Below are 23,848 nucleotides of genomic sequence, written 5' to 3' on the forward strand. Positions count from 1 at the left end.
GTCTCACTCTTCTACAGGGACGTCACCGTTCGCTGCTGCCGGGATCAGGATCGTGAACGTGGTTCCCTCGCCCGGGGTCGAGACCACCAGGAGCAACCCGTTGTGCTGCCGGATGATCGAGAACGAGGTCGAAAGACCGAGGCCGCTCCCAGCTGTCTTGGTGGTGAAGAATGGATCAAAGATCCGCGAGACCTGTTCTGCAGGGATCCCTGGGCCGTCGTCTGTCAGGGCGATCTTCACATATCTGCCGGCGGCGAGGGGTACCACCTCGCCGCAGTCGTACTCACTGTTCTCTGCGGTTACCCTGAGTATCCCTCCGTCAGGCATCGCCTGTACCGCATTCAGGACGATATTGTTGATTACCTGGGAGATCTGGTTCTGATCCACCTCAGTGATCCAGAGATCGTCCGGGACTCTGCAGGAGCATTTGACCGGCGATCCCCTGCAGGTGAATTCTGCAGTGTCTTTGATCATCGGACCGAGGTGGACCCATCTCCGGATCGGAGCACCTCCCTTGGCAAAGGTCAGCAACTGACGGGTCAGGGCGGTGGCACGAAGGACCACCTGTTCCATCTCGGCCATTCGCTCATCGAGTGGCGAATCCTCATCGAGGTCCATCCTTGCCAGTTCGATGTTGCCGAGGATGGCTGAAAGGAGGTTATTGAAATCATGGGCGATTCCGCCGGCGAGGACCCCGATCGACTCAAGCCGCTCGATATTCAGCAGTTCCTCCTGCATCCCCATCATCTCCTCGCTCCGTTGATCCACCAGTTCCTCGAGATGATCGCGGTACTCCTTCAGTTCGATGAACGCCTGATTCTGGGCGGTCACGTCCCTGCCGACGAATTGGTACTCGGTCACCACTCCGGTTGCATCAAAGAGCCCTCTGACTGTCCAGGCCGCCCAGCGCGTGTCTCCCTTGATCTGAAACAGGATCTCAGTCTCTCCGACCGGTTCATCCGGGGTCAGGCCTTTTAGGAAGAGCACCACCCTCTCTTTCACCGGTTCCGGCATCATTGGAAAGAGAGTCCGGATCTTCTGGCCTTTTGCCTGGTCGGCAACGAAGTAGTCCTCAAAGGCCCTGTTCATGAAGGTGATTGTGAAGGTGACGTCGACCCTGCAGATCAGTTCGGTCTGATCCTCGATCACGCTCCGGTATCGCTCTTCGCTGGCCTCAGTCGCCGCCTGTGCCCGGTCGATCGTATCCAGCATCCGGTTGATCGCAGTCCCGAGTACCGTCAGTTCGTCATCGCCCATCGTCCCCCTGATCTTTTCTATCCTCTTTCGCCTGCCGTCCCCCTGCTCTGCAGACAGAACTCCCGTGGTCAGGATGTTCAGGCGACTGATGAAGTTCTTCCTGATCAGATAGATGGTGAACAGGGCAAAGAGCACTCCAAACAGTCCGATGATCTTCAGATATCCATCGATGGTGGCTGACCCGGTCCTGGTGATGGTGCGGGTGTTGTCAACTGACAGGATGAACCCGTCGTTCCCATCCAGGCTCTTGATCAGTTGATATCCCCTGATAGTCAAGTCATCCACCGGTTCTGTCACCGGCTCCCCTCTGTTCAAAGGGTGAGTCATCCTGAGAAGACGGGGATCAGCCGCTGCCTGCTCAATGGTCAGGATCGAGACAGGGATCCCTGACCTCGAACAGATTCTGGCGAGCCAGCGCTGGTCGAGCGAACGGACCATCATCATCGTTCCGGCCGGAGGGCCCTGAAAGGTGCTCGTCAGGATCGGGGCGGCGGCGATCATCACTGGCCCGCCTGGCAGGAGCAACGTCCCATTGACTGACTGATGTCCCGTTCCAGAGAAGAGGGTCTGATGGTGGGTGGCGATCGAAGCGTTGAGCCCTTCCGGAAGGTCAGCGTATTCGTCGGTCGTCAGGTTGAATCCCTGTGCATAGACCAGGTTCCCATCCCTGTCATAGATCAGCAGACCGTTCAGGTTCAGGTTGGAGAATGTCTCCTTCATCAGGTTGCTACTAGGGTAGGTCAGATCCTTTCCCCTGGCAAACTGATAGGTGTCGTCCCAGAACGCCCAGTCGACGAGATTTCTGTTCATCTCTTCAAGGTCGTTCTGCAGGGAGGAGACCCCACGGTCCATCTCGGTAATGGTATCCCCCTGTTCAAGGGCGGTGTAACTGGGCCGCAGGATGATAATGGAGAAGAGGGTGAGTGCGAGCAGGGTGGTGACAAGCATCACGGTTCCGATCAGAATGACCTTGGATTGGATCTTCATCTGCTGCTCCCGGCTACCCGGACGCCACTTCGGGGCAGGGTCTTTCTTCGGTTCTCTTCAGGCGTTCTTCCCTGCGCAGCACGAGGTTCAGATCACTCCGATGATAGTTATGAAAATTTTTGTCTCCAGAAGATATAATAGAGAGGTTAGGCACCGGACAAAAGGCGACAGTTACCTTTAATAACGCCGGGGGGCAACTCATTAAAGCACACAATGTGCTCCTGCCGCCATAACTCAGTTGGTAGAGTGGCTGGCTGTTAACCAGCATGCCACAGGTTCGAGTCCTGTTGGCGGCGTCTTTCTTTTATCCTTGGGCCCGTAGCTTAGTCCGGTCAGAGCGCCCGGCTCATAACCGGGCGGTCATGCGTTCGAATCGCATCGGGCCCACTACTCTGCCAATGATCTGCGAACAGTTCAGAAGGTATCTATACTGGACTACCGTATGTGCACACTATGGCCTGTCCTGTCTGTGGGGGGGAATGCATCCGCGATGCTCCAGCCCTGCTGGCCGGCCTCGCTGATCGGTTCTCCCCCTGTCAAGACTGTACCGGCCGACTGCTCGACAAGCGCCGACCCCCAGCAGATCTCTCGTATCTCCTCCCCTGCACCTGCGGGAGACGGTTCATCGATGAAGTCTTTGCCCACATCTATGCGGTGATGGTCGAGGAAGGAAACCTCCCCCGCACCGCACCGCTGCTGGCTGTGGGGGTGCCGCTGCTCGACCCGGCGACAGTGCTCCGGCGAGCTCCGTTTCTTCCTGCCCGTTCTCTGATCCTCCTCTCCCAGCATGTGACCGATCATTCGGCAGAACGGCTGGTCAGGGAGGTGCCTGAGGTGAAGGGGGTGATCCTGGACCGACAGGTGGTCCCGGGAGCCGTCGATCCCACCCTCGATCTGCCGGCCGACCACCATCGCCTGCTCGCCGGCTGTGATGTTGGGGCCTCGGTTGTTCCAACTCCTGCAGGGCCCCTGGTCCTCTATCGACAGCATTCGTTGATGCACATCGAGGTGCCGCGCCCAGGGAGCCCGAAGGTCCGGGCTGTCGCCTCCCGGTGCCGGACGGGAGACGACCGCCTCTTCGTCGATGCCTGCTGTGGCCCGGGAACCCTCGGGCTGGCCGCGGCCCTGTTCGGGGCGCCGGCAGTGGTGATGAACGATGCCTGGTATGCCGCTGCCTTCTGGGCAGGGTCCAACCTCCAGGTGAACCGGGCGATGCTCGGTCTCTCCTCGGTCAGCAGTGAGGTCGATCTCGCAGAACTGGCGGAGACACCGATCCGTCGAGATCCTCTGCTGGTGGCCGAGGGGACCGGGGATCTTCACCAGGTCAGCGTCTACCAGGGGGACCTGCTCAGGCTGCACCAGGTGATCGGTCCACGCCCGGTCCTGGCGGTGCTGGACCTGTTCCATAAGGAGGATCTGTATCAGACCCGTCAGATCCTCTCTGAATGGAACGCGCATGTCAGGGGAGAGATATTTATCCCCTGACGAGACAATCAATGTTGGGAACTAGCCCGGGTGGCTCGGCGTCACCTGTTATCCGAAACCGCCGCCATGCGGAGGGCGAAGTTTGAGGAAGGCTTTAACGATCTGACTGAGTCTGGTGTATCCCAACGTTGATACCTTGTCCTGCGAGGTCGGCGGACAGGATTCAATACTCCGGAGGGAGTTGCGACCTGTTGCTGCGGACACCGGTCCAGGCCCGGAAGGGAGCAGACTTACTGTAGACGTTTGGCGCCCGCGGGAGTGCGGGGTGGAGGAGGGGTCTCTAGCAAGGTCAGGCACGTACTGTCGACCGATAACGCGTTCCCATTTTTGAGGTATAATGTCCAGAGTTGCTATCATCGGAGCTACCGGCAGTGTGGGTTGTTTCGCCGCCCATCCGATATCAGAGATTCCCTATGTGAAGGAGATCCTGCTGGTCGGCAGACCGGGACGTGAGAACCTGCTCGAAGGGATCACCCGTGATTTCAAGGACTCGTATGCTGCCAGAGGCACCGACGTGGCCCTCGAATGGACCACAGATCTGAAAGATCTGGCGGGCTCCGATGTGATCGTTTACACTGCTGGTGTGGCCCGCAAATCCGGCGAGGATCGGATGGACCTGGCGGTGAAGAACGCCGGTATCGTCGCAGAGGCGGCGACCACGATCGGTGAAATCGCACCGTCTGCGCATCTCTTCATGATCACGAACCCAGTGGACGTGATGACGGCTGTAGCACTCAAATATTCGGGTATGAAACAGAAACAGGTCTTCGGACTCGGTACCCACCTGGACTCGATGCGGCTGAAGTCGCTGATCGCGGCGTACTTCAAGGTGCATGTCAGCGAGGTGCATACCCGTATCATCGGGGAGCATGGCGCATCGATGGTTCCGCTCTGGTCGGCCACGACGCTCGGGGGGATCAGAATTTGCAATCTACCCACGTTCTCGGACCTTCCCGTCGACAGGATGATCGAATCGGTCATTCAGGGGGGGGAGATGATCATCAAGTACAAGGGTTCGACCGTCTATGGTCCGGGCGAGGCGATCGCCACGCTTGTACGGACAGTGCTCGGCAATGAGAATCGTATTCTGACCGTTTCGACCTATCTGAAGAGTGAGGTGCACAACATTGGAAAGGGGGTCTGTATCGGGGTTCCTGCGCTGGTGAACCGGTCCGGCGTTACGCCGATCCCTATCACGATCGAGCCGGACGAAGTGAAAGCATTCCAGACATCGGTCGAGAAGATCCGGATGAATACCGATCTGATCTTTGATCGGCTTGAAAAAGAAGAATAAAATTTTCTGTTTTACGTCAGCGTCAGTTCGGCGATCTCAGCACGCTCGACACCCTCAATCGATGAGAGCGCCTCTTCGAGTGCATCGGTCTCGCCACCCTGATCAGAGACGACTGCCATGACCTTAAGCGCTTTTAACCCAAAGCCGATCGGCTCTTCCTGGATATCCTGGATCGAAGGGACCTTGGCACGCATCGCGGCCTTCAGTGCTTCAAGATCAACATCCGGAGACTCCGGCATCACCTTGAGGATCAGTGCTACACTGCCCATCGCTCAGGGCCCCTGGAATCCACACTGAGGGCACATGTATGGGATTGACTGCTCCCTGCACCGCTCGCACCGCTTGATCTCATATTCGCACTGGGGACATCCAAAACTGGTGCCGCCCACCTCAGCCAGAGGCGCATTGCACGATGTACATTTCTTTATTGCCATAACGTTCCTCGAAATCTGCAGTACTATCTGATCTGAGACAATTAAATACTTGTTTCTGGGGACCTGATCGCAGTGCACGGGATCTGCACCCCCCCCAGGTACTCAGTAACCCGTCCGGCGACCCGTCCGTTCACGATGGTCGTCGGGATCCTATGGGAGAGGACGAACGAAATCAGGCAGGGATCGACCTCCTTGCAGCAGTCCGGCTGCTCGATCAGGTCCACCGCCCTCCCCCCAATAGTCAGGCGATCGACCGACTTGATCAGGAGCAGGTCCAGGTGGAGTTTATCGGCCACCCAGGCCGCGATCGTGTCGGAGGTGACCTCCCAGGTGTGCGGCAGCGGGTCCTCCTCTCTGAGCAGCCGGTATGGGAGAAGGACGCTGATTCCTCTGTCCATGGACAGTCGGTCGGTGGGCTCCATCCCCTGCGAGGCGAGGTACCACCCGAACTGCTCCATGCCGGCGATCGCCATCCAATGGGCCTCATCCCCATCCAGTGACAGGGCTCTGACTTGGTCGGCGAAGGGTCCGCCCCCCGGCACCAGCAGCAGCGACCGCTCTGATCGCTGCAATTCCTTCACCAGCCGGGGAACCTGGTCGAGCAGTGATCCCCCGAGCTTCACGACCAGTGCGCTCTGCATGCTCATCGTATACAGGTGGGGAGTCTCACCCGAATATAGGATCACCCTTCTTCTGACGACGATTGACCCTATCCGTGGCAGTTGATATCGCATGGAGAAGAATTTTGTTCACCGAGAATGGAACTGGACAATTGTGTCGATGACCATTCCAATTTAACTGAAGGGAACAGAATGATCATTCAACATGGCCTGCCAGATTCTGCAATTCTGAGATATCAGGCTACAATTCGAGGTAAAATATGAATTCGTCACCTATAGTCGATAGTATTCTGTCCGCACGGTACCTGAGAGCCGGGGAGAAGTCCTTCGAGGACATCTGCCACCGGGTGGCCGCCGCCCTTGCCGCGGACGAGGCCGAGGCCGCCCGCTTCTATGAAGCGATGGCCTCTCTCCGGTTCCTCCCCAACTCCCCCACTCTGATGAACGCCGGCACTGAGATTGGGCAGCTCTCCGCCTGTTTCACCCTGCCGGTCCCCGATTCGATCGGCGGGATCTTCGATGCGATGAAGCAGGGGGCGATCATCCACAAGACCGGCGGCGGAACCGGGTACAATTTCTCCAACATCCGGCCTGAAGGGTCCCCGGTGCAGTCGACGGAGGGAGTCGCCTCGGGACCGATCTCCTTTATGCGGGTCTTCAACGCTGCCACCGAGGTGATCAAGCAGGGTGGACGCCGGCGCGGGGCGAACATGGGGATCCTGAACGTCCAGCATCCCGACATCCTGGCGTTCATCAATGCCAAGACCCGGGAGGGGGAGATCGCCAACTTCAACATCTCGGTGATGGTCGACGACGCGTTCATGCACCTCGTCTCGGAGAAGACCTTCGACAAGGTCTGGCTGGTCCACCCTCACACCGGCGAAGCGATCACCGTCGGCCAGATCTGGTCGGGGATCGTGGACGGGATCTGGAAGAACGGGGAGCCAGGCATCCTCTTCTATGACGAGATCAACCGGCACAACCCGACCCCGCAGCTCGGGATGATCGACACCACCAACCCGTGCGGCGAGCAGCCGCTCCTCCCGTACGAGAGCTGCGTGCTCGGCAGCATCAACCTCGCCGCCTGCGTGAAGGGGCACGTCCTGGACGAGGACCTCCTCAAGGAGACGGTCCGGACCGGTGTCCGCCTCCTCGACATCGTCATCGACAAGAACGTCTACCCAATCGAGGAGATCGCCGAGGCAACCCGGACGACCCGGAAGATCGGGCTCGGGCTGATGGGGGTCCACGACGCCCTCCTGATGGTCCGTCTCCCGTACGATTCTCCGGAGGCCCGGGTCTGGTGCGAGCATGTGATGAAGGTGGTCAGCGAGACAGCTGTCGACGAGTCGCGGGTGCTTGCTGAACTCCTCGGCCCGTTCCCGGCCCTCCAGGGATCCGTCTGGACAGAATTCCAGGTCAGGAATGCTGCGATGACCACCATCGCCCCGACCGGCACGATCTCCCTGTTAGCCGGGTGCTCGAGCGGCATCGAGCCGATCTTCTCGTTTGCCTACACCCGAAAGAACACGGTGGGGAAGACCTTTCTCGTCGTCAACCCGGTCTTCAAAGAGGCCCTTGAGGAGACTCTTGCGCTGCAGGGGTACAGTGGGGACGACCAGACCCATCGGGTCGATGAGGTGATCGCCCATGTCCATGAGACCGGGACGGTACAGGACCTCGTCTGGCTTCCGGTGGCGTTCCGGAGGCTCTGCAAGACCGCCCTCGACATCCCCTGGCGGGACCATGTCGAGATGCAGGCCGCGTTCCAGCGGGAGGTGCATGCCTCCATCAGTAAGACGATCAACATGCCGAAATCTGCCACCCGGGATGACTGCGCCGAGGCGCTGCTGCTCGCCTGGCGGCTCGGGCTGAAGGGGATCACGATCTACCGGACGAACAGCCGGGAGGACGTGGTGCTCACTCTCAAGGAGGCCGCCCCGTCTCCTTCCCCGGTCGCCGTCCAGACATTGTGCCCTGCCCCGACCGTCTCAATCAGCCGCCCGAAGGAACTCTCCGGGAGGACCTACCTCTGCCAATCTGGCTGCTGCTCCCTGTACGTCACCGTGAATCTCCTCAACCAGAAACCGATCGAGGTCTTCATCAGGACCGTCGGAAGCGGGTGCGAGGCGAACAGCAATGCCCTCGGCCGCGCGATCAGCACCGGTCTCCAGAATGGGGTTCCGTATCATAAGTTCGTCAAACAGTTCGCGAAGGTGAACTGTGTCTCTGCGATTCGGAACCCGTCCTCCGAGGGCTTCTCCTGTGCCGACGTGGTTGGGCGGTGCATCGAGCTCTCCGCCACCAACCAGAGCATCACGACCCTGAACAACTGGCAGATCCGCAAGACCGATCAGAAACGGCTCTGCCCGGAGTGCCAGGAGCCACTCGATTTCGGGGAAGGGTGTAACAAGGGGACCTGCAAGAACTGCGGCTGGAGCGGCTGCAGTTAATCCCGGGCGTCCGGGAGCACCTCTTTTTTTGTCCCACGGTCGGATCAAAACCGTCTGATTTTTAAAGACGGTCACTGTATAATCGATTCATATGCAGCGATGGGCCCTGGTGGTTCTGACCCTCCTGCTCTGCCTGTGGCTGTCCAGTGTGGCAGCCATTCAGATCGTGGAGTTCTGCCCGGACACCTACACCAAGAACGAGCCCGACGAGTACCTGGTGCTGGCAGGGACCGGGCCGCTCGCCGACCTGATCATCAGCGATAGTGTGGGTTCGCTCCGGTTTCCGCCCAGTGCCGTCCTCGACTCCAGGGCCGTGATCGCACGGAACGGGACAGCGTACCGGCAGACCTTCGGGGTGTCGCCTGAGTACGAGATGATGGATTCCTCTCCTGCGATCAAGAACATGGTCAGGAAGGGCGATCTCCGGCTCGGGAACGAGCATGACCAGCTGATCCTGACCGATCATGGCACAGTGATCCAGACGATCACCTGGCCAGGGGACGTGGCCCCCAAACAGGGGCAGATCCATATCTATGCGGACGGGGCCTGGGATCGGCGGATGCTGATGATCGGGCAATCACAACTGGCCCCTGCCACCTACGACAATGTGACTCTGACCGCCTTCGTCTCCCCTGACTCCTCGGCCGGAGTCTTTTATGACGCGGTGAACAGCGCCCGGCAGTCGATCGACCTGAACGTCTATGAACTGACCGACCCGGCGATCGGGGCGGCGCTGATCGAAGCAGTCGGCCGGGGGGTCTCGGTCAGGGTACTGCTCGAAGGGGGACCGGTCGGCGGGATCTCTCCGGCAGAGAAGGGGGTGATCCGGTCGCTGCAGGAGCACCAGATCCCGGTGATGCTGCTTGGTGGCGTATCTGGGGTGCATGCCCGGTACCGGTACGACCATGCCAAGTATCTGGTGGTCGATGATTCGATCGTGCTGGTCACCAGCGAGAACTTCAAGCCCGGCGGGTTCCCTGAAGAGGGGACGTCGGGCAACCGGGGCTGGGGGGTCAGGGTCTCCGATCCCCGGGTGGCGGCCTACTTTGCCGGGGTCTTCTCACTCGACTGGTCCGGTGTCGACATCGCCCCGGCCCCGGCCGGCCCGGGGGGTGGTGAGGAGGAGGCGAGCGGAACATTTCAGGCCCGATCGCCGGCGGCCACCTTCTCAGACACCACCGTCACTCCGGTGCTGGCCCCCGACACCTCCTCGTTGATCACAGATCTGATCGCCGGCGCGACCCACTCGGTCAGGATCGAGCAAGCCTACATCAAGAACACCTCGGCAGGGACGCCGAACTCTTTCCTCAAGGCGGCCATCGACGACGCCCGGCGCGGGGTGACGGTGCAGGTGATCCTGGACTCGGCCTGGTTCAATATCGATGATGACAAGGACAACGACGAGATGGTCGCCTACATCAATCAGGTCGCGGCTGCAGAACACCTGCCCCTTGAGGCCAGGCTGGCGGATCTCACCGCCCAGGACCTGGTGAAGATCCACAACAAGGGGGTGATCGTCGACGACCGGCAGGTACTGGTCTCCTCGATCAACTGGAACACCGTCTCTCCGAACGAGAACCGGGAGGCCGGGCTGATCATTGACAGTCCTGGGGTCGGAGCCTATTATGCGGCCGTCTTCGCCACCGACTGGGACGCACGGAGCGGCAGTTCGGGGGGAAAGATCGGAAGAACGGTTTTTGATCCCCTCAAGGGGGGGATTGCGGCGGTGGTGCTGGTGATGATTGCGCTGGCAGTTCGCCGGCGCCGGGCGTGATCGGTCGTTCTTATTCGAGAGTTTGATCAGAAGAGTACAGGCATTTCCCGTCCTTGGAACATTTGCAGACATCACAGAGGGTGATGGCATCCTCCTCGCCCATGACGGCGAGGGCCCAGCGGTTGATCATCTGATCGAGTTCTCCGGAGAGATCGATCTCAGATCCGCCTCGTTTCTTTGAGATATACTGCGAGATTGCAGCCCTGCTGATGCCGAGCCGTCTGGCAACCTCGCTCTGAGGAACCCCCTGGCGGTGGACGAGACGATAGACCATCTCTGCCCGCATCGGCGGGACATAGCGATGGAGCATCGCGTCACATCTCATGATATTGCATCCAGGGGGTTTTTCGTTCATGCAGTCACCGGTTGATTGACTCTACGCTGGTAGATGATCTGACGAGCATCTCGGAAGTTGAACTTTTCAATGATCAACTGGTGTTCTTTGAGCTTTTTGAGAGCGTAGCGTACAGTACGCGGTGCTAGTTTGGAACTGCAGACGATCTGTTTATGTGTCATCGCACCGGTGTCCTCCAGAATATGGAGGACCGTTCTGGACGATGGTGGAAGGTCAGTCGTTTCCATACTTATATGTTAACGCCGTTAACATATGAATCTGTCGCTGCTATATAGGAAAAGATCGAGATCAGAGTATGTTCGTCTCACAGGAACGGCTGACCCTGCTGCTGTTGCTGGGCGTAATCGGGGCGGTGGTAGGGATTAACCTGTTGATCACCGCCCTGGGGCCCGGGTACTTCGCGCACCCCTTCTCAAGCGAAGCGCACGAGGGGGACCAGGTCAGCCTCCAGGGGACGGTCAGTTCAGTTGCCTGGACTGGGACCGGCAGCAATCTCCTCCTCACGGTCAATGGGACCACTGTCTTTGTGCCAGCAGAGACGGCTGTAGCGATACAGGTGCAGAAAGGGGAGGAGGTCAGGATCATCGGGACCGTGCAGGTTTATCAGGGAAAGAAAGAGGTGATGGTCGAGGATTCTGAGGGGATCAGGATCCTCTCTGCTTCAACAGGTCAGGGACGGTATTGAACCTGGTCAGGGCGGTCAGCGCATCCCAGGCCTCCTCTTCGTCAGGGGTCAATTCTCTCCCGGTCAGGCGCTGCAGTTCGGCGGCGATCTGCCGGCGTGCCTCTGCAGCCTGTCTCTCGCCAGTGATCTCGACCATCACCACTAGGAGGTCCCGCTCGGCTGTGACCGATGCCTGGCAGTATAGATCGTGATGACCGTTCTGTATCAGCAGCCGGCACTCGATCCCTCCCTCTCCTGATCCCTGGCCGATCCTGGCGTTCGCAAGGAAGGTCCTGGTCCTGCCCAGGTCCTCCGGCTGCAGGAGATCGAGGACCGAACCCCCAGTTCTGCCGGTGAGGGTGACGAAGGCCGGGTTTGCCTCCAGGATCTCGTTCTCCCGGTTCAGCACCACCGCCGGGAACGGTCCGTGGGTGAAGAGCGACTGAAAGTGTGTCAGTTCCCTCCTCTGTTCGTCGGTCTGTCGCCGCATGGAGAGCACCCGGTCCAGCGCTGCCAGCAGTTCCCTGGCCGCGTCGGTGTCCCCATCGGTGTACGGCACCGGGCTGTTGGCGACCCCGGCGACGGCGATCAACTGGTCGTCCCTGACCAGCGGCACTCCGAGGTAGCGCTGCAGGGGGAGATGTCCTTTGGGGAGTTGCCCCTGGTAGGTGTTGACGATCACCGGCAGCCTGTCCCGGGCCGGGACTCCCCAGAGCCCCATGTCTGCTATTGTCCAAGTGAACTCGGCGTCATGGAGGGCGCACCCCTTCATCACCCCCTCGGACCAAGCCGCTATCGAGAGACAGGTGCCGGTCAGGTCTGGGAATGCGATGTATCCGATCGTCGAGCCTGTCCGGGCGATGAGCGCCGCGAGGGTCTCGCTGCAGAGTTCGCGGTCGATCTTCCCCTCACTCTGCACCAGTGAGGCGAACAGGTTGTCTCCGGCAGAGAGGCTCTGCTGCGCTCTCCCCTCCTCCCGAAGACCCGTGATCTCGGTGATCGAGGCCACCCCGCCACTGATCGTCCAGTCCTCCTTCACCACCGGGGCGGCTCTGACCAGGTACATCGCTTCGCCGGCGGTCACCTCGGCCTCGGCCTCCCGACCGGTCAGCGCCGCCCGGAAAGGTGGTTCAAACGGGGCTGCGAGGGTGTGGGGAAGCCCTTCCCAGAGAGTCCTTCCGACTAGGTCTGCCGGCCCGACTAGTTCGGTGAGCGCTTTTCCACCGGCCGCGGTGATCCGCAGGTCCTCGTCGAAGAGGATCCCGGCGGTGGCCGGGAGGGCCGCGAGCAGGTGGCGCTCGTCCTCCTCCTTTCTGACCAGCCGGTCGAGGAAATTCCGCTCTGTTGTTCTGTCGGCGAGCCTGCAGATCGCCAGCCCTTCGGTGATCATGGCCAGGGAGTACCGGAGGTACAGTCGGCCTTCCTTACCGGCAAACCAGTCTTCCTCCTCATAGATCTGTTTCCTCTGCGGGAGGTCCCGAACCCTGGCGATCAGGTCCGGGTTTCCGTCACAGAACGACGTGAACGGTCGCTGGAGCAGATCTTCGAGGGGATAGCCGAGCAGAGCTCCGGCCGCCAGGTTGGCATCATGGAGAGCCCCGGTCTCGGGGTAGAAGAAGAGGATCGCCTCGCCTGAACGGTGGTAGACCGCCCGGTACCAGAGGCCGTAGGCCTCTGCTTCGTATGATGGGAAGGCAACGGCTGCTGCGGCTACCACGATCATCACGGCCGCGACCCCGCCGCCGAGGATCGCCGGCAGGTTCGGACCGGAGAGGAGGAGCAGGAGGAGGTAGATGATGGCGAATCCCCCGGCCACCGCTACTCCCCGCTTCTGGTACCGATAGGCGAGCAGCACCGCCGGCAGCAGGAGCAGGAACGGGTGGAGTGGAGGAAGGGCACCGAAGATTGATGCGATCGTGATCAGCCAGGTGATCACGATGAGTGCGGCCAGAATGGCTGCGCCGGGATCGATCCCGCTGGAGAGGGATGTTTTAAAGGTCATGGTACTCCACTGTCCCAAATTGAGAGTTATTGACCAGTGTGGGGTGTAAACCCCTAAAAACACGCCGGTCCTCTCCCCGGCCTCTCACCAGCCGGCCCTCTCTTCAGCGCTTCTCGGTCGCGTCCTCCTTCATCAGGTACTTTACGATCATGAAGATCACCAGCGCGATGATGACGAACTCGAGCAGCACCCCAGCGAAGTCCCCAACCAGGAACTTCACCGGCCCCAGTTGGAGGACGGCCGTCTTCCAGTCCCCGTCCGGGAGGAGGGCCGCGATGATCGGCATGATCAGATCGTTGACCGCGGCGGTCACCACCTTGGTCGCCGTCACCCCCATGATGAACGCGACGGCCAGTCCGATCACCTGGTACTGCTTCAAGAACGCGACAAACTCTTCTGCAAGACTCATTCATGACACCTCGTCAGGACCATACCAGTTCAGAAGATAAGGCCGGATTAATAATGTTCGTCCGGGACGATGTGACCACGAGGGCGCTGGTGATATCTGGTAAAAAAGGGGACCCATATGGACCGGTCGCAGTCCTTATGATCCCTGGGTCGGCATTCGTCAGTAGAAATGGAAGAAGGTGTAGTTTCCTGACCCGCTGGTGGAGTGGATGATGACGGTATACCTGCCTGGCTTGAGTGTTGAGTAGGTCAGGATGTAGTTAAGGTTGTTTGCAGTAAAATACGGGGTCTTGGCCATGGTGATGATACTGCCGGTGGATGGATCGTAGACATAGATCTCGAAGGTGTTCGCAGTGCTGTACGCGAGGCCAAGAATGTCATACCTGTCGGTGCTCGTAACATCCAGATTGACGGTCTGCCATCCCCCTGAATCTATCGATCCGGTCTGATACGAGTATGTGGGAGCAGTGGTCGATGGTGTGGTGGTTTGGGTTCCGACCTTCACCTCGCCATTCACCGCGGTCGCCGTGCCGGTGAGGTCATTGCCCGACAGGTCGACGACGTTAACGACCTTGATTTCGATCGGGGAGTTGTCGGGGGTGAGGACCTTGAACTTGATATGGGCCAACGCCACATCGCCTGTTGCGATACCCTTGGTGTGATCACCCATATTGATAGTCACTATGTGGGAGCCGTACTCCTCCGCCAGATTGGTACTTCCTGTTGAGAAAGTGGTGCCCTCATACTGGAGAACTCCGTTGCTCCAGTTCAGGTCCAGCGCAATATCACTGATGAGTGGGTTTGCGTTGTTGTCAACATAGAGCGTTGCATCCACGGTGTCACCCACCGCAGCATTTGAGATCTCCGGAATATGGAACTTTACCGTCCCCGATGCGCCTGCAGTCGAGACGCAGATGAGGGTGAGAAATATGAGTACTATGATCGTCTTCTGGAACTTCATGATAGGCACTATTTCGTTAAGAATATAATACTTTCGACATTCAACAGTGAGCATATTTTCGTCAGAATATCAACCTAAATAAGTGAACGATCTTCTTCAGATAGGGGAAAAAAGTAACCAAAAATCAAAAATTCTCCAGGAACGGCCTTACTGCAGTAAGAGGGATACTTATCTCTTGATTCCGTGGCTCATACACTGGATCGCTACGTGACGATGCGTCACGGCAGGTATCGAATGGGTGGATGTCAGGGATATTCTGGTTCCTGGCCATGTCGACAGACCTTAATTCAGGCCCTGCCATACTCTATGCTATGAGTTCGCAGGAGATCTCAGTGAACATGCCCCCGGACCTCGATCCGGTCTACAGCAATATGATCCAGATCGCCTTCAAGGAGGATGAATTCACGTTCCTCTTCCTCCATCAGATCCCCGGCACCAACCAGGCCCGGGCGAAGGCGATCGTCACCATCTCTCCCCGGCATGCCAAGAGCCTGCTGGCCGTGCTCGGTAAGTCGATGCAGGAGTACGAGGAGAAGTTCGGACAGATCGACCCGCCCAAGGACCAGAAGGGCGGCCCGGTCACGACACTGCGAGGATACTCGTAGAGTGGCATCGATCGTTGTCTCGGTCACCAGGAAGGAAGATATGCCGCTGGCTGCGGCTTCAGGGGCCGACCTGATCGAGATCCGGCTGGACCTCTTCCCGACTGCCGACCTTGAGAACCTCCCCGCGCTGCTCAGGGAGGTGTCCCTCCCGCTGATCGTCACGGTCAGGAGCCGCGCCGAGGGCGGGCGGTTCACCGGCGGGCCGGAGGAATGGCGTGCCCTGGTCACCCCGTACCTGCCGGTGGCCCGGTACGTGGACATCGAACAGCGTTTCTCGTCCTGCGCCCCGGCGATCAGGGCGGCCGGTGTCAAGGTGATCGCCTCGTTCCATACGCCGACGATCCTGAAAGAAGATGAACTGGTCGCCATCGAGGCCCGGCTGCGAACCTTCGGCGATCTCCCGAAGATCGTCACGGGCGTCGGAACCCGGGATGATCTGCTGACCCTCCTCCAGTTCACCAGCAGCAGGACCGCTCCGATCTGCACCAGCATCATGGGGGAGCAGTGCCGGTTCGGGCGGGGGCTCCTCCCCCTCTTCAGTTCGATGCTGGTTTACTGTTATATCACGACCCCGGCCTCGGCCGGGCAGTACCCGGTCGGCGAGATGAGGACGATCCTCTCTCTCCTCACCTGACCAGGTACTTCTGCTGCTCGAGGAGGGCGTCGACGAGTACCAGGGCGAGCATCGCCTCGGCGACGACGACCGCCCTCGGGACGATCGAGGGGTCGTGCCGCCCCTGTATTTGTATTTCAACCGGCTTGCCGGCCCGGTCGATCGTCTGCTGTACTTTGCTGATCGAGGGGGTCGGCTTGACCGCGATCCGGACGGTGATCGGTTCGCCAGTGGAGATCCCGCCGAGGATCCCGCCGGCATGGTTGGAGCGGTAGCAGCTGTTCTCATCGATCTGGTCGTTGTTCTCAGAGCCACAGAGGGTAGCGGCGTTGAACCCCTCGCCGATCTCCACCCCCTTCACCGCCCCGATACCCATCATCGCGGCCGCGATACCGGCATCGAGCCGGCCGAAGATCGGGTCGCCGAGCCCTTTCGGGCAGCCGATGGCGGTGATCCCGATGATCCCGCCGACCGAGTCGCCGGCCGCCTTTGCCCTGAGGATCTCCTCTCTGATCTTCTCCTCGCCGGTCACCCCGTGGACCGAGAGGATCTCTCCTGCAATATGGACGCCGTAGCCGGCCAGCACCTTCACGGCCACTGCTCCGGCCGCCACCCGGGCGAGGGTCTCCCGCCCGGAGGACCGGCCGCCGCCCCGGTGGTCTCGGATCCCGTACTTCTCCTCATAGGCCCGGTCCGCGTGCCCGGGGCGGTAGACTGTTCTGAGCTGCTCGTAGTCCTTCGACTGCATCCCCTCGTTCCTGACCATCAGGGCGATAGGGGTGCCGGTGGTCTGCCCTTCAAAGACCCCGGAGAGGAGCTCGACCCGGTCCAGTTCGTACCGGGGCGACTCGAGCGGGCTCTTCCCCGGCCTCCTCCGGTCGAGCATCGGCTGGATCTCCGCCTCTGATAGGGAGAGCCGCGGCGGGCAGCCGTCGATCACCGCTCCGACGGCCGGGCCGTGGCTCTCCCCGAAGGTGGTGACCCGGAAGTTCCTGCCATGGGTGTTCATCCGATCACCCCCCTGACCAGGTCCGGACTGACCTGGATCCCGGTAAAGTGCTCAAACTGGGCGCAGGCCTGGTGGATGAACATCTCGGTCCCCGGGATGACCCAGGCCCCGGCCGCCTCGGCCTCCCGCAGGAGGGGAGTCATCCTCGGGGTGTAGACCAGATCGAAGACGGTCATCCCCTCGTCCAGGTCCGCCCTGGTCAGCAGGGTCCCGGTATCGGGGTGCATCCCGACCGGCGTGGCATGGACAACAACCTCAGGATCGAGGTCCCCGAACCTGGAGAGCGGTGCGGTGCTGCAGTCGAACCGGGCTGCGAGCACTCTCCCCCGTTCCTCGGTCCGGTTCAGGATCGTCAGGTCCATCCCGAGGCTCTTCAGAGCGTACGCAGCTGCCGCCGCAGCCCCCCCGGCCCCGATCAGCACGGCTCGTTCTCCCCGGTGCTGCTGGAGAGGTTTCCTCACCCCGAGCCAGTCGGTATTGAACCCGGCGAGTTCATCCCCGCACCTGACCACGGTGTTGACGGCCCCGATCGCCGTTGCATCCGGGTCGATGGTATCGAGCAAGGGGATCACCTGCTCCTTGAACGGGATCGTCACCGAGAGGCCGCGGAGCCTGCCGGCCCGGAAGACGGCGATGATCTCTGCGATCGAAGGCCATTCGATCCGGGTGTAGCGGTAGTCCAGGCCGAACCGGGCGAAGAGAGCCGCGTACATCTGCGGACTGATCGAGTGGGAGGCCGGGAAGCCGGCGATCCCGCAGAGACCAGGTGCCGGATCGGTGTCCAGGTCTGCGGCGAGCGCCTCCCGTTCCCCGGCGGCCGGGTTAGCCTGGAGGAGGAACGAGAGCGCACTCGCCCGGGGCTCGGTCTTCCAGGTCCCGTTGAGCAGCGCCCGAATCTCCAGCGCCACCATCCCTGCCTTCTTGCCGGTGGTGTCGACAGAGAGGTCGGCCGCCGCCCGGTAGGGATCCCCTCTGACCGCGGCCACCGTCCGGATCTCATCCATCAGCGGTTCCCCGGTCAGGGGCGGGCGGTCGGAGGTGATGGTCCGCCGGTACATCGTCTCCAGGTCTGCGGTCAGCAGCACCATCGTGGACTCGTGCCTGAGGGCGACCAGATTCTGCTGGTCGAGGAGAACCCCGCCGCCGGTGCTGATCACCGCCGGGCCGACCGGCAGTCCGGCGATCGCCTGGTGTTCACGCCTCCGAAACCCTTCCTCTCCTTCTGTGGCGAAGATCTTCGGGATCGCCATACCGGCCTCCTTCTCGATCAATCCATCGGAGTCGATCAGGGGGAGGTGGTAGAGAGCGGCGAGGGCTTCCCCAACCGCGGTCTTGCCGGTACCCCGGAGACCGGTCAACACGATCCTCATAATAATCCTCCTGCGGCGAGTGCGTTCCAGAATTTCGGGAACGACTTGCCGACACAGGCGGGGTCTTCGATCGTGACATCACCAACGGCCAGCCCGAGGACGGCGAAGGCCATCGCTGTCCGGTGGTCGTCGTGCGGGTCGATCACCCCGCCATGAAGGGGTCCGGGATGAATGGTGATCGCGTCGGCGCTGATGTCGACGGTGCAGCCGAGGGCTCTGAGGGTCCCAGCGGTCACGGCCACCCGGTCGCTCTCCTTGTACTGGAGATGGCCGACCCCGGTGATGGTTGTCGGCGAGTCGGCCAGGGCGGCCACCACCGCGAGGGTCTGGACCGTGTCAGGGGCTGTGGTCATATCGATGGAGATCCCGTGGAGGTTTTTGGTCCGCTCGATGGTGACGCCGTCGGTCTCCCTGGTGACCCGGCAGCCCATCGCTTTGAGCGCTGCAACGAAGAGCCGGTCGCCCTGCACCGAGTCATGATTCAGATTTCTGACCGTCACCTTCCCGCCGAGGGTGGCGGCCAGGGCGAAGAAGTACGAGGCGGACGAGTAGTCTCCCTCCACCGTGTACTCCCGTCCGCGGTACCGGGCCGGCTGGACGGTAAAGTGGGTGTACCCCACCCGCCTGACCGGAACCCCGAACGCGGCCATCACCGCACCGGTGATCTCCAGGTACGATCGGGAGACCGGCTGCCGGGCGACCTTCAGGTCCACCGGACGGACAGCATATGGGGCAGCCAGCAGCAGCGACGAGATGAACTGGCTGCTGACCGAGCCGTCGAGGGTCGCTTCGCCGCCGACGAGCGGCCCCTGCACGACACAGGGCGGGTAACCGTCTGCGGCCAGGTATCGGACCGAGCCGCCGAGGGTTCGGATCGCGTCGCCGAGTTCTCCGATCGGCCGCTGCTGCATCCGGGGGGAGCCGGTCAGCGTGACCCCGGCGGTGCTGGAGCAGAGGAGGGCGATCGAACTGAGCAGCCGGAGGCTCGTCCCCGAGTTCTTTAGGTCCAGGACGGTCCCCTCTGCGCAGTCGGGCCGGCCGTCGGTCCCCTGCACCCGGTAGCCTTCCGGTGTGTCGGTGATATCGGCACCGAGTGCCTGGAGTGCCCGGACTGTCAACAGGGTGTCCTCCGCGATCAGGGGGCCGCGGATCAGTGACTCCCCGTCAGCCAGGGCTGCGATGATCAGAGCCCGGTGGGTGAAGGACTTGGAGGGCGGAGCGGTGAAGGCCAGGTCCACCGGCCCGTGCTGCTGGAGTGTCTGATCCATCAGTTCACCTCCAGCAGCGGGTAGCACCCGAACTCTTTGACCGAGGTCATCTGCTTCAGCTCCCGGATCGCGTCCTCCCACCCTGTGGAGAGGACCAGGTCGATGAAGAAGACGTAGGTGCCGATCCCCCGCTTGGAGGGCCTGGACTCGATCCGTGAGAGGGTGATCCCCCTGGCTGCAAAGACCCCGAGCAGGTCGTACAGGAGACCGGCCCGGTTCTCATGCGGGTCGACCAGAATACTGCACTTCTCAGCGCCCGCGACAAGGCCGACCCGTCCCCCATCCCGCCGGCCGATCCTGACGAACCGGGTGGTGTTCGAGGTGCTGTTCTGAACCCCGGTCGCGACGATCGGCAGGTGGTAGAGGGCCGCGAGCTGCGGAGAGACGATCGCCCCGGTGCCCGGATGCTCCTGCATCGCGACGGCGCTGGCCGCGTTGCTGCTCGTCTGGACCACCGTCAGGTGCTCTGCTTCGATGAAGGTTGAGCACTGTTCATGGGTCTGCTGGTGGGCGTAGACGATCATCCCGGAGTGGAGGGGTTTTGTTGAAGCCAGGGAGTGAACGATCAGCAGGTAGGCCTCGCCGGTGATCGCCACCTGGTGCTGCTGCAGCCCGTCCAGGGTCGGGCCGACCCCGCCGGCCTCGCTGTTCTCGATCGGAACGACCCCGTCCCCCTCGCCGGCCTCGACGGCGGCGAAGATCCCGCCGATCGTCGGCATCAGCCGGACCTCCTCATCCTCTCCAGCGAGCCGGCGGGCTACATGATCACTGAAGGTCCCCTCCGGACCGAGGGCGAGGAGGGTCATCGCTCCACCAGGCATCGGATAAGGTGGTCGGTCTCGAGGGTGGCCTGAGGACCGTAGACGCTGTACTTTTTGGCGTTCTCCAGGAAGAACCGGGAGAACCGGTCGGGATCTCCGCTCTCGACCGCGTCCGAAAGGCTCTGGACCGCCTGCTCGCAGTCGGCCAGTACCGGTCCGACAGCCGGATTCATCTGGAGCATGTCTCCGTAGAGGCCGTCGTCCTGCGAGAGGAGCCTCCCGATAAGCCCGAGTTGGATCCGGTAGATCGGGCTCGTATAGGTGAGCACCTCCTCGATCTCGATCTGCTGCCGCCGCATCGTGTCGGCCATGCAGAGGGTCAGAAAGTGGGTCAGCCCCTGGACAATCGCCATCATCCGGTCGTGATGTTCGGGTGTTGTAACGGTGATTCGGGCCCCATCTCCGGCGAAAACCCGAATCATCGGTCTGTACCGCTCCTCCGGGGCGGTGGCCGGGGTGACGACGATCGTCTGCCCCTGCAGGGTCTCGACGCCGGGGCCGAACATGGGGTGGAGACCGACAACGCTGGCCTTCGATTTGATCATCGCCGCGACCGGCCCGGTCTTCAGCGAGGTCAGGTCGCAGAGGAGCTGGTCGGCCCGCAGCAGTGGCGCCACCTCCTCGATCACCCCGACCGTCGCCCGGATCGGCACGACGATCATCACGATATCGCAGGGATCGAGGAACCGATCGAGCGACTGATCGCTCTTTCGCCCCCTCACCGCGACCTCCCAGCCAGCCCGGCGGAAGACCGCTGCAAAGAAGGAGCCCATCTGGCCGGTCCCGCCAATGATTCCGACCGTCGTTCCCTTCTTCTCCCCTTCACTGCTCACAGATCTGCTCCTTCACGGCGTACCCGAAGTGGCGGCCACCCTCGGCGACCATCCCGAGCACCTGGTCGCCGGGCTTGAGGTCGACGACCGACCGGGCCTTGCCATCCAGCCCGACGAGCCGGATCGTTTCGGCGTTCTGCAGCACCAGCCCGGCCTTCACCCCGCCGGCCTCCCCCTCGACAAGCAGCAGCGGCCGCTTCTCGATCTTCAGCCTTCCGATGATCACCTCCTCGGTACCGCCGTCGGCGGCCGTGACCGTCACCAGGTCGCCGGCCCGCAGGTCGGCCAGGTAGGCGGTCCTGTTCCCGGGGGTGAGCACGTAGGCGTGGACGGCGCCGGCGTTCACCCGGAACGGCCGCGGAGCCACGTACAGGTTCTCGATCGTCTCGGCATGGACCAGGAAGAAGGCGGACGAGGTGTTCCCGACCAGCATTCCCTCCCCGTCGGCGAGGATGGAGCAGGTGTCGATGCAGACGCGGTCGCCCATCCCGAGCTGCCGGACGACTGTCAGCGTGAACGGGACGAGCGGCACCTTCGCGCCGGCCCCCCGGACCATCGCCGCGACCGTCCGGATCACCTCAGGGTCGGTGGTCATCAGCACCACGCCGGCGACTCCCTGCTCCAGGATCGTCAGGGCCAGCCGGGCCTCCTCGACACTGCCGACCGCCGCAAAGATCCGGTCCGACTGGGCGACCAGGTTCTCGAGCGGAATGACAGTCCAGTCCCCGGTGGAGACGATGACCGGCCCGAGCTTCGCCTTCTCCAGGCACGCCTCCTCGCTCGCCTTGTCCACGATCGTCACCATCGATACGTCCTTTCCGGGGATCAGATCCCCGTTGGGGGCGATCGTCGTCACCTTGGCCAACACGTTCACCTTCGCCGCATCGTCGACGACGATCGCATCGACCCCTGCCTCCAGGGCAACCGTCGCGAGGTCCTTGTTCCAGCAGGAGAGGTCGACCCAGCACTGTTTCATGGCTGCTCCAGGGCTTCCTTCGGGGGAACCAGTTCGTGGACCACGCTGCAGACCGCATGGACGAACTCGCGGGGCTGCTCCCGCTGGAAGGCGTTCCGCCCGACGCAGACCCCGGCCCCGCCGGCCGCGACCGAATCCCGGATCGCCTCCAGGGTCTCGAGGTCGCCGGCCTTCTCCCCGCCGGCGATCAGCACCGGCACCGAGCAGGCCTTGACGATCCGTGCGAACGAGACCGGGTCGCCGGTGTAGGTGGTCTTGATCAGATCGGCGCCGAGCTCCTCGGCCACCCGGACACAGTGACCGACGGCGGCCGGGCTGGAGCCATCGACCCCCTGGCCGCGGGCATAGATCATGATCAGCAGCGGCATCCCCCACCGGGTGCAGTCCCGGGAAATCTCCCCGGCTGCCTCGAGCATCTTCGACTCGTTCGGGGCCCCGAGGTTGATATGGATCGAGACCGCATCAGCCCCGAGGGCGATCGCCTCCTCGACGGTGCAGACCAGCACCTTGTCGTTCGGGTCCGGGTTCAGCGAGGTCGAGGCCGAGAGATGGACGATCAGTCCGATATCACGGCCATGCCGGCGGTGACCGGCCTTGACCATCCCCTTGTGGAGGATGATCGCATTGGCCCCGCCGTCGCTGATCCGCGAGATCGTCTCGCTCATGTTCAACAGTCCGTCGATCTGCCCCATCGTGAACCCGTGGTCCATCGGGATGATGACAGCCCGGCCGGTGTTCCGGTCGAGAATTCGTTCCATTCTGATCTCCTTTCCGATCATAATCTTTCTCCGATAATCTCCATCGCTTCAGTGGCCGACCGCCCCTCGTGGACGATCGCGGCCGCGGCCTGGACGAAGAGGGTCGGCGAGCGGTGCTGGAATGCATTCCGCCCGATCGAGATCCCCATCGCTCCTCCCTCCATCGCTCCCTCGATCAACTGCAGAGTGCTCAGGTCGTCGCTCTTCGCTCCGCCGGCCACCACCACCGGCACCGGACACCCGCCGGTCACCTCTCTGAACGAGTCCGGGTCGCCGGTGTAGACGGTCTTGACGATATCGGCTCCCAGTTCGGCGGCCACCCGGGCTGCCAGCTTCACATGCTCGACAGCGTGTTCGTCGGTGATGTTTCTCCCCCGGGGGTACATCATCGCGAGGAGCGGCATCCCCCACTCCATGCACTCGATGGCGACCCTGCCGAGGTCCTCGAGCATCTTCGCCTCAGAGTTGGCTCCGATGTTCACATGCATCGAGACGGCATCGGCCCCCATCTTCAACGCGTTGGTGACGGTGTTGACGAGCACCTTCTCGTTGGGGTCGGGGCTGATGCAGGTCGAGGCCGAGAGATGAAGGATCAGCCCAATATCCGGGCCGCTCATCCGGTGGCCGTAGAGGGCCAGGCCGATGTGGCCGAGGACGGCATTCGCTCCTCCGGTCGCCACCTGGTTCACGGCCAGGTCCAGGTCGGTGAGACCGGTGATCGGGCCGTTGCTGACGCCGTGGTCCATCGGGACGATGATCGTTCTTCTGGTCTGGCGGTTCATTATTCGTTCAAGACGGATCTGTTTACCTCTCATAAAACACACCTCGCCCCCTGTGCAGCACGCTGAACAGGGGGTTCAAAACTGATAAAAGCGATAGAACGCGTCCGCTCTGAAGGAAA

The 23,848-nt window shown here is 61.7% G+C and carries 24 protein-coding genes, 2 tRNA genes and 1 other RNA gene; 10 read left to right on the forward strand and 17 right to left on the reverse strand.

Features of this window, described 5'->3' with window-relative positions; all coding sequences use genetic code 11:
* Nucleotides 1–3: 3 nt before the first annotated feature.
* A complete protein-coding gene (locus MPAL_RS14830; RefSeq protein WP_012619177.1) occupies nt 4–2,244 on the reverse strand; it encodes a CHASE4 domain-containing protein in 2,241 nt (746 codons plus the stop codon).
* A gap of 223 nt (nt 2,245–2,467) precedes the next feature.
* On the opposite strand from MPAL_RS14830, the gene MPAL_RS12940 reads away from it, so the two are divergent.
* The 5 genes from MPAL_RS12940 to MPAL_RS12955 all read left to right on the forward strand — a co-directional run bounded on the left by MPAL_RS12940 (nt 2,468) and on the right by MPAL_RS12955 (nt 5,023).
* Nucleotides 2,468–2,540 (forward strand) — tRNA-Asn (locus tag MPAL_RS12940).
* Nucleotides 2,541–2,556: 16 nt separating this feature from the next.
* Nucleotides 2,557–2,631, forward strand: a tRNA-Ile gene (locus MPAL_RS12945).
* 66 nt (nt 2,632–2,697) lie between these two features.
* On the forward strand, nt 2,698–3,729 hold the full coding sequence (locus MPAL_RS12950; RefSeq protein WP_012619178.1) for a hypothetical protein: 1,032 nt from the start codon (nt 2,698–2,700) through the stop codon (nt 3,727–3,729).
* A 14-nt stretch (nt 3,730–3,743) separates the two neighbouring features.
* Nucleotides 3,744–4,054: signal recognition particle sRNA (gene ffs, locus MPAL_RS15415), an RNA gene on the forward strand.
* Between the two features lie 12 nt (nt 4,055–4,066).
* Nucleotides 4,067–5,023: a malate dehydrogenase gene (locus MPAL_RS12955; protein ID WP_012619179.1), complete on the forward strand. Its 957-nt coding sequence runs from the start codon at nt 4,067–4,069 to the stop codon at nt 5,021–5,023.
* A gap of 11 nt (nt 5,024–5,034) precedes the next feature.
* On the opposite strand, the gene MPAL_RS12960 is transcribed toward MPAL_RS12955, so the two are convergent.
* From MPAL_RS12960 to MPAL_RS12965, 3 genes are read right to left on the reverse strand one after another with little or no spacing between them, the layout of a single operon-like run.
* A complete protein-coding gene (locus MPAL_RS12960) occupies nt 5,035–5,292 on the reverse strand; it encodes an elongation factor 1-beta (RefSeq protein WP_012619180.1) in 258 nt (85 codons plus the stop codon).
* 3 nt (nt 5,293–5,295) lie between these two features.
* A complete protein-coding gene (locus MPAL_RS15420; RefSeq protein WP_012619181.1) occupies nt 5,296–5,457 on the reverse strand; it encodes a zinc finger domain-containing protein in 162 nt (53 codons plus the stop codon).
* Nucleotides 5,458–5,498: 41 nt separating this feature from the next.
* Nucleotides 5,499–6,104 carry an amino acid kinase family protein gene (locus tag MPAL_RS12965; RefSeq protein ID WP_174255662.1) on the reverse strand — a complete coding sequence of 202 codons (606 nt, stop codon included), beginning with the start codon at nt 6,102–6,104 and terminating at the stop codon, nt 5,499–5,501.
* A gap of 233 nt (nt 6,105–6,337) precedes the next feature.
* On the opposite strand from MPAL_RS12965, the gene MPAL_RS12970 reads away from it, so the two are divergent.
* A complete protein-coding gene (locus MPAL_RS12970; RefSeq protein ID WP_012619183.1) occupies nt 6,338–8,530 on the forward strand; it encodes an adenosylcobalamin-dependent ribonucleoside-diphosphate reductase in 2,193 nt (730 codons plus the stop codon).
* Nucleotides 8,531–8,621: 91 nt separating this feature from the next.
* The gene (locus MPAL_RS12975; RefSeq protein WP_012619184.1) at nt 8,622–10,304 is read left to right on the forward strand and encodes a phospholipase D-like domain-containing protein; all 1,683 of its coding nucleotides are present in this window, start codon (nt 8,622–8,624) and stop codon (nt 10,302–10,304) included.
* Nucleotides 10,305–10,314: 10 nt separating this feature from the next.
* Here MPAL_RS12975 and MPAL_RS12980 read toward each other — a convergent pair whose 3' ends face one another.
* Together MPAL_RS12980 and MPAL_RS12985 are read right to left on the reverse strand one after the other, a co-directional pair.
* Entirely contained in the window at nt 10,315–10,659 is a 345-nt protein-coding gene (locus MPAL_RS12980; protein ID WP_012619185.1) for a transcriptional regulator, read from the reverse strand.
* Nucleotides 10,656–10,886: a MarR family transcriptional regulator gene (locus MPAL_RS12985; protein WP_012619186.1), complete on the reverse strand. Its 231-nt coding sequence runs from the start codon at nt 10,884–10,886 to the stop codon at nt 10,656–10,658. The genes MPAL_RS12980 and MPAL_RS12985 overlap by 4 nt, the downstream gene beginning before the upstream one ends.
* 68 nt (nt 10,887–10,954) lie before the next feature.
* Between MPAL_RS12985 and MPAL_RS12990 the strand changes: the two genes are divergently transcribed.
* Complete coding sequence (locus MPAL_RS12990; RefSeq protein ID WP_012619187.1) at nt 10,955–11,344, forward strand: nucleic acid-binding protein; 390 nt, start codon at nt 10,955–10,957, stop codon at nt 11,342–11,344.
* Here MPAL_RS12990 and MPAL_RS12995 read toward each other — a convergent pair.
* The 3 genes from MPAL_RS12995 to MPAL_RS13005 form a co-directional block, all read right to left on the reverse strand.
* Nucleotides 11,304–13,325, reverse strand: a complete 2,022-nt coding sequence (locus tag MPAL_RS12995; RefSeq protein WP_012619188.1) for a GAF domain-containing protein — start codon at nt 13,323–13,325, stop codon at nt 11,304–11,306. The two genes, MPAL_RS12990 and MPAL_RS12995, sit on opposite strands and share 41 nt — an antisense overlap.
* 103 nt (nt 13,326–13,428) lie before the next feature.
* Nucleotides 13,429–13,734, reverse strand: coding sequence for an MscL family protein (locus MPAL_RS13000; RefSeq protein WP_012619189.1), 306 nt, complete (start codon nt 13,732–13,734; stop codon nt 13,429–13,431).
* Nucleotides 13,735–13,893: 159 nt separating this feature from the next.
* Nucleotides 13,894–14,694 (reverse strand): cohesin domain-containing protein, encoded by an 801-nt coding sequence (locus MPAL_RS13005; protein WP_048145416.1) that lies wholly within the window; start codon nt 14,692–14,694, stop codon nt 13,894–13,896.
* A 311-nt stretch (nt 14,695–15,005) separates the two neighbouring features.
* On the opposite strand from MPAL_RS13005, the gene MPAL_RS13010 reads away from it, so the two are divergent.
* Both MPAL_RS13010 and MPAL_RS13015 read left to right on the forward strand, forming a co-directional pair.
* On the forward strand, nt 15,006–15,299 hold the full coding sequence (locus MPAL_RS13010) for a DUF3467 domain-containing protein (RefSeq protein WP_048146102.1): 294 nt from the start codon (nt 15,006–15,008) through the stop codon (nt 15,297–15,299).
* 1 nt (nt 15,300) lies between these two features.
* Nucleotides 15,301–15,933 (forward strand): type I 3-dehydroquinate dehydratase, encoded by a 633-nt coding sequence (locus tag MPAL_RS13015; RefSeq protein ID WP_052292281.1) that lies wholly within the window; start codon nt 15,301–15,303, stop codon nt 15,931–15,933.
* Here MPAL_RS13015 and MPAL_RS13020 read toward each other — a convergent pair.
* From MPAL_RS13020 to MPAL_RS13055, 8 genes are read right to left on the reverse strand one after another with little or no spacing between them, the layout of a single operon-like run.
* Complete coding sequence (locus MPAL_RS13020) at nt 15,926–16,921, reverse strand: chorismate synthase (protein ID WP_012619193.1); 996 nt, start codon at nt 16,919–16,921, stop codon at nt 15,926–15,928. The two genes, MPAL_RS13015 and MPAL_RS13020, sit on opposite strands and share 8 nt — an antisense overlap.
* The gene (gene aroE / locus MPAL_RS13025) at nt 16,918–18,291 is read right to left on the reverse strand and encodes a shikimate dehydrogenase (RefSeq protein ID WP_012619194.1); all 1,374 of its coding nucleotides are present in this window, start codon (nt 18,289–18,291) and stop codon (nt 16,918–16,920) included. Before aroE ends, MPAL_RS13020 begins: the two co-directional genes overlap by 4 nt.
* A complete protein-coding gene (gene aroA, locus MPAL_RS13030; protein WP_012619195.1) occupies nt 18,288–19,559 on the reverse strand; it encodes a 3-phosphoshikimate 1-carboxyvinyltransferase in 1,272 nt (423 codons plus the stop codon). The genes aroE and aroA overlap by 4 nt, the downstream gene beginning before the upstream one ends.
* Nucleotides 19,559–20,365, reverse strand: coding sequence for a prephenate dehydratase (locus tag MPAL_RS13035; protein WP_012619196.1), 807 nt, complete (start codon nt 20,363–20,365; stop codon nt 19,559–19,561). The genes aroA and MPAL_RS13035 overlap by 1 nt, the downstream gene beginning before the upstream one ends.
* Nucleotides 20,362–21,213 carry a prephenate dehydrogenase/arogenate dehydrogenase family protein gene (locus MPAL_RS13040; protein WP_012619197.1) on the reverse strand — a complete coding sequence of 284 codons (852 nt, stop codon included), beginning with the start codon at nt 21,211–21,213 and terminating at the stop codon, nt 20,362–20,364. The genes MPAL_RS13035 and MPAL_RS13040 overlap by 4 nt, the downstream gene beginning before the upstream one ends.
* Nucleotides 21,203–22,189 carry a 3-dehydroquinate synthase II gene (locus tag MPAL_RS13045; RefSeq protein WP_012619198.1) on the reverse strand — a complete coding sequence of 329 codons (987 nt, stop codon included), beginning with the start codon at nt 22,187–22,189 and terminating at the stop codon, nt 21,203–21,205. The genes MPAL_RS13040 and MPAL_RS13045 overlap by 11 nt, the downstream gene beginning before the upstream one ends.
* A complete protein-coding gene (locus MPAL_RS13050) occupies nt 22,186–22,968 on the reverse strand; it encodes a 2-amino-3,7-dideoxy-D-threo-hept-6-ulosonate synthase (RefSeq protein ID WP_012619199.1) in 783 nt (260 codons plus the stop codon). The genes MPAL_RS13045 and MPAL_RS13050 overlap by 4 nt, the downstream gene beginning before the upstream one ends.
* The gene (locus MPAL_RS13055) at nt 22,965–23,762 is read right to left on the reverse strand and encodes a 2-amino-3,7-dideoxy-D-threo-hept-6-ulosonate synthase (protein WP_012619200.1); all 798 of its coding nucleotides are present in this window, start codon (nt 23,760–23,762) and stop codon (nt 22,965–22,967) included. Before MPAL_RS13055 ends, MPAL_RS13050 begins: the two co-directional genes overlap by 4 nt.
* Between the last annotated feature and the right edge of the window lie 86 nt (nt 23,763–23,848).

The organism is Methanosphaerula palustris E1-9c, assembly GCF_000021965.1.
In the GTDB taxonomy this organism is placed as follows: domain Archaea; phylum Halobacteriota; class Methanomicrobia; order Methanomicrobiales; family Methanospirillaceae; genus Methanosphaerula; species Methanosphaerula palustris.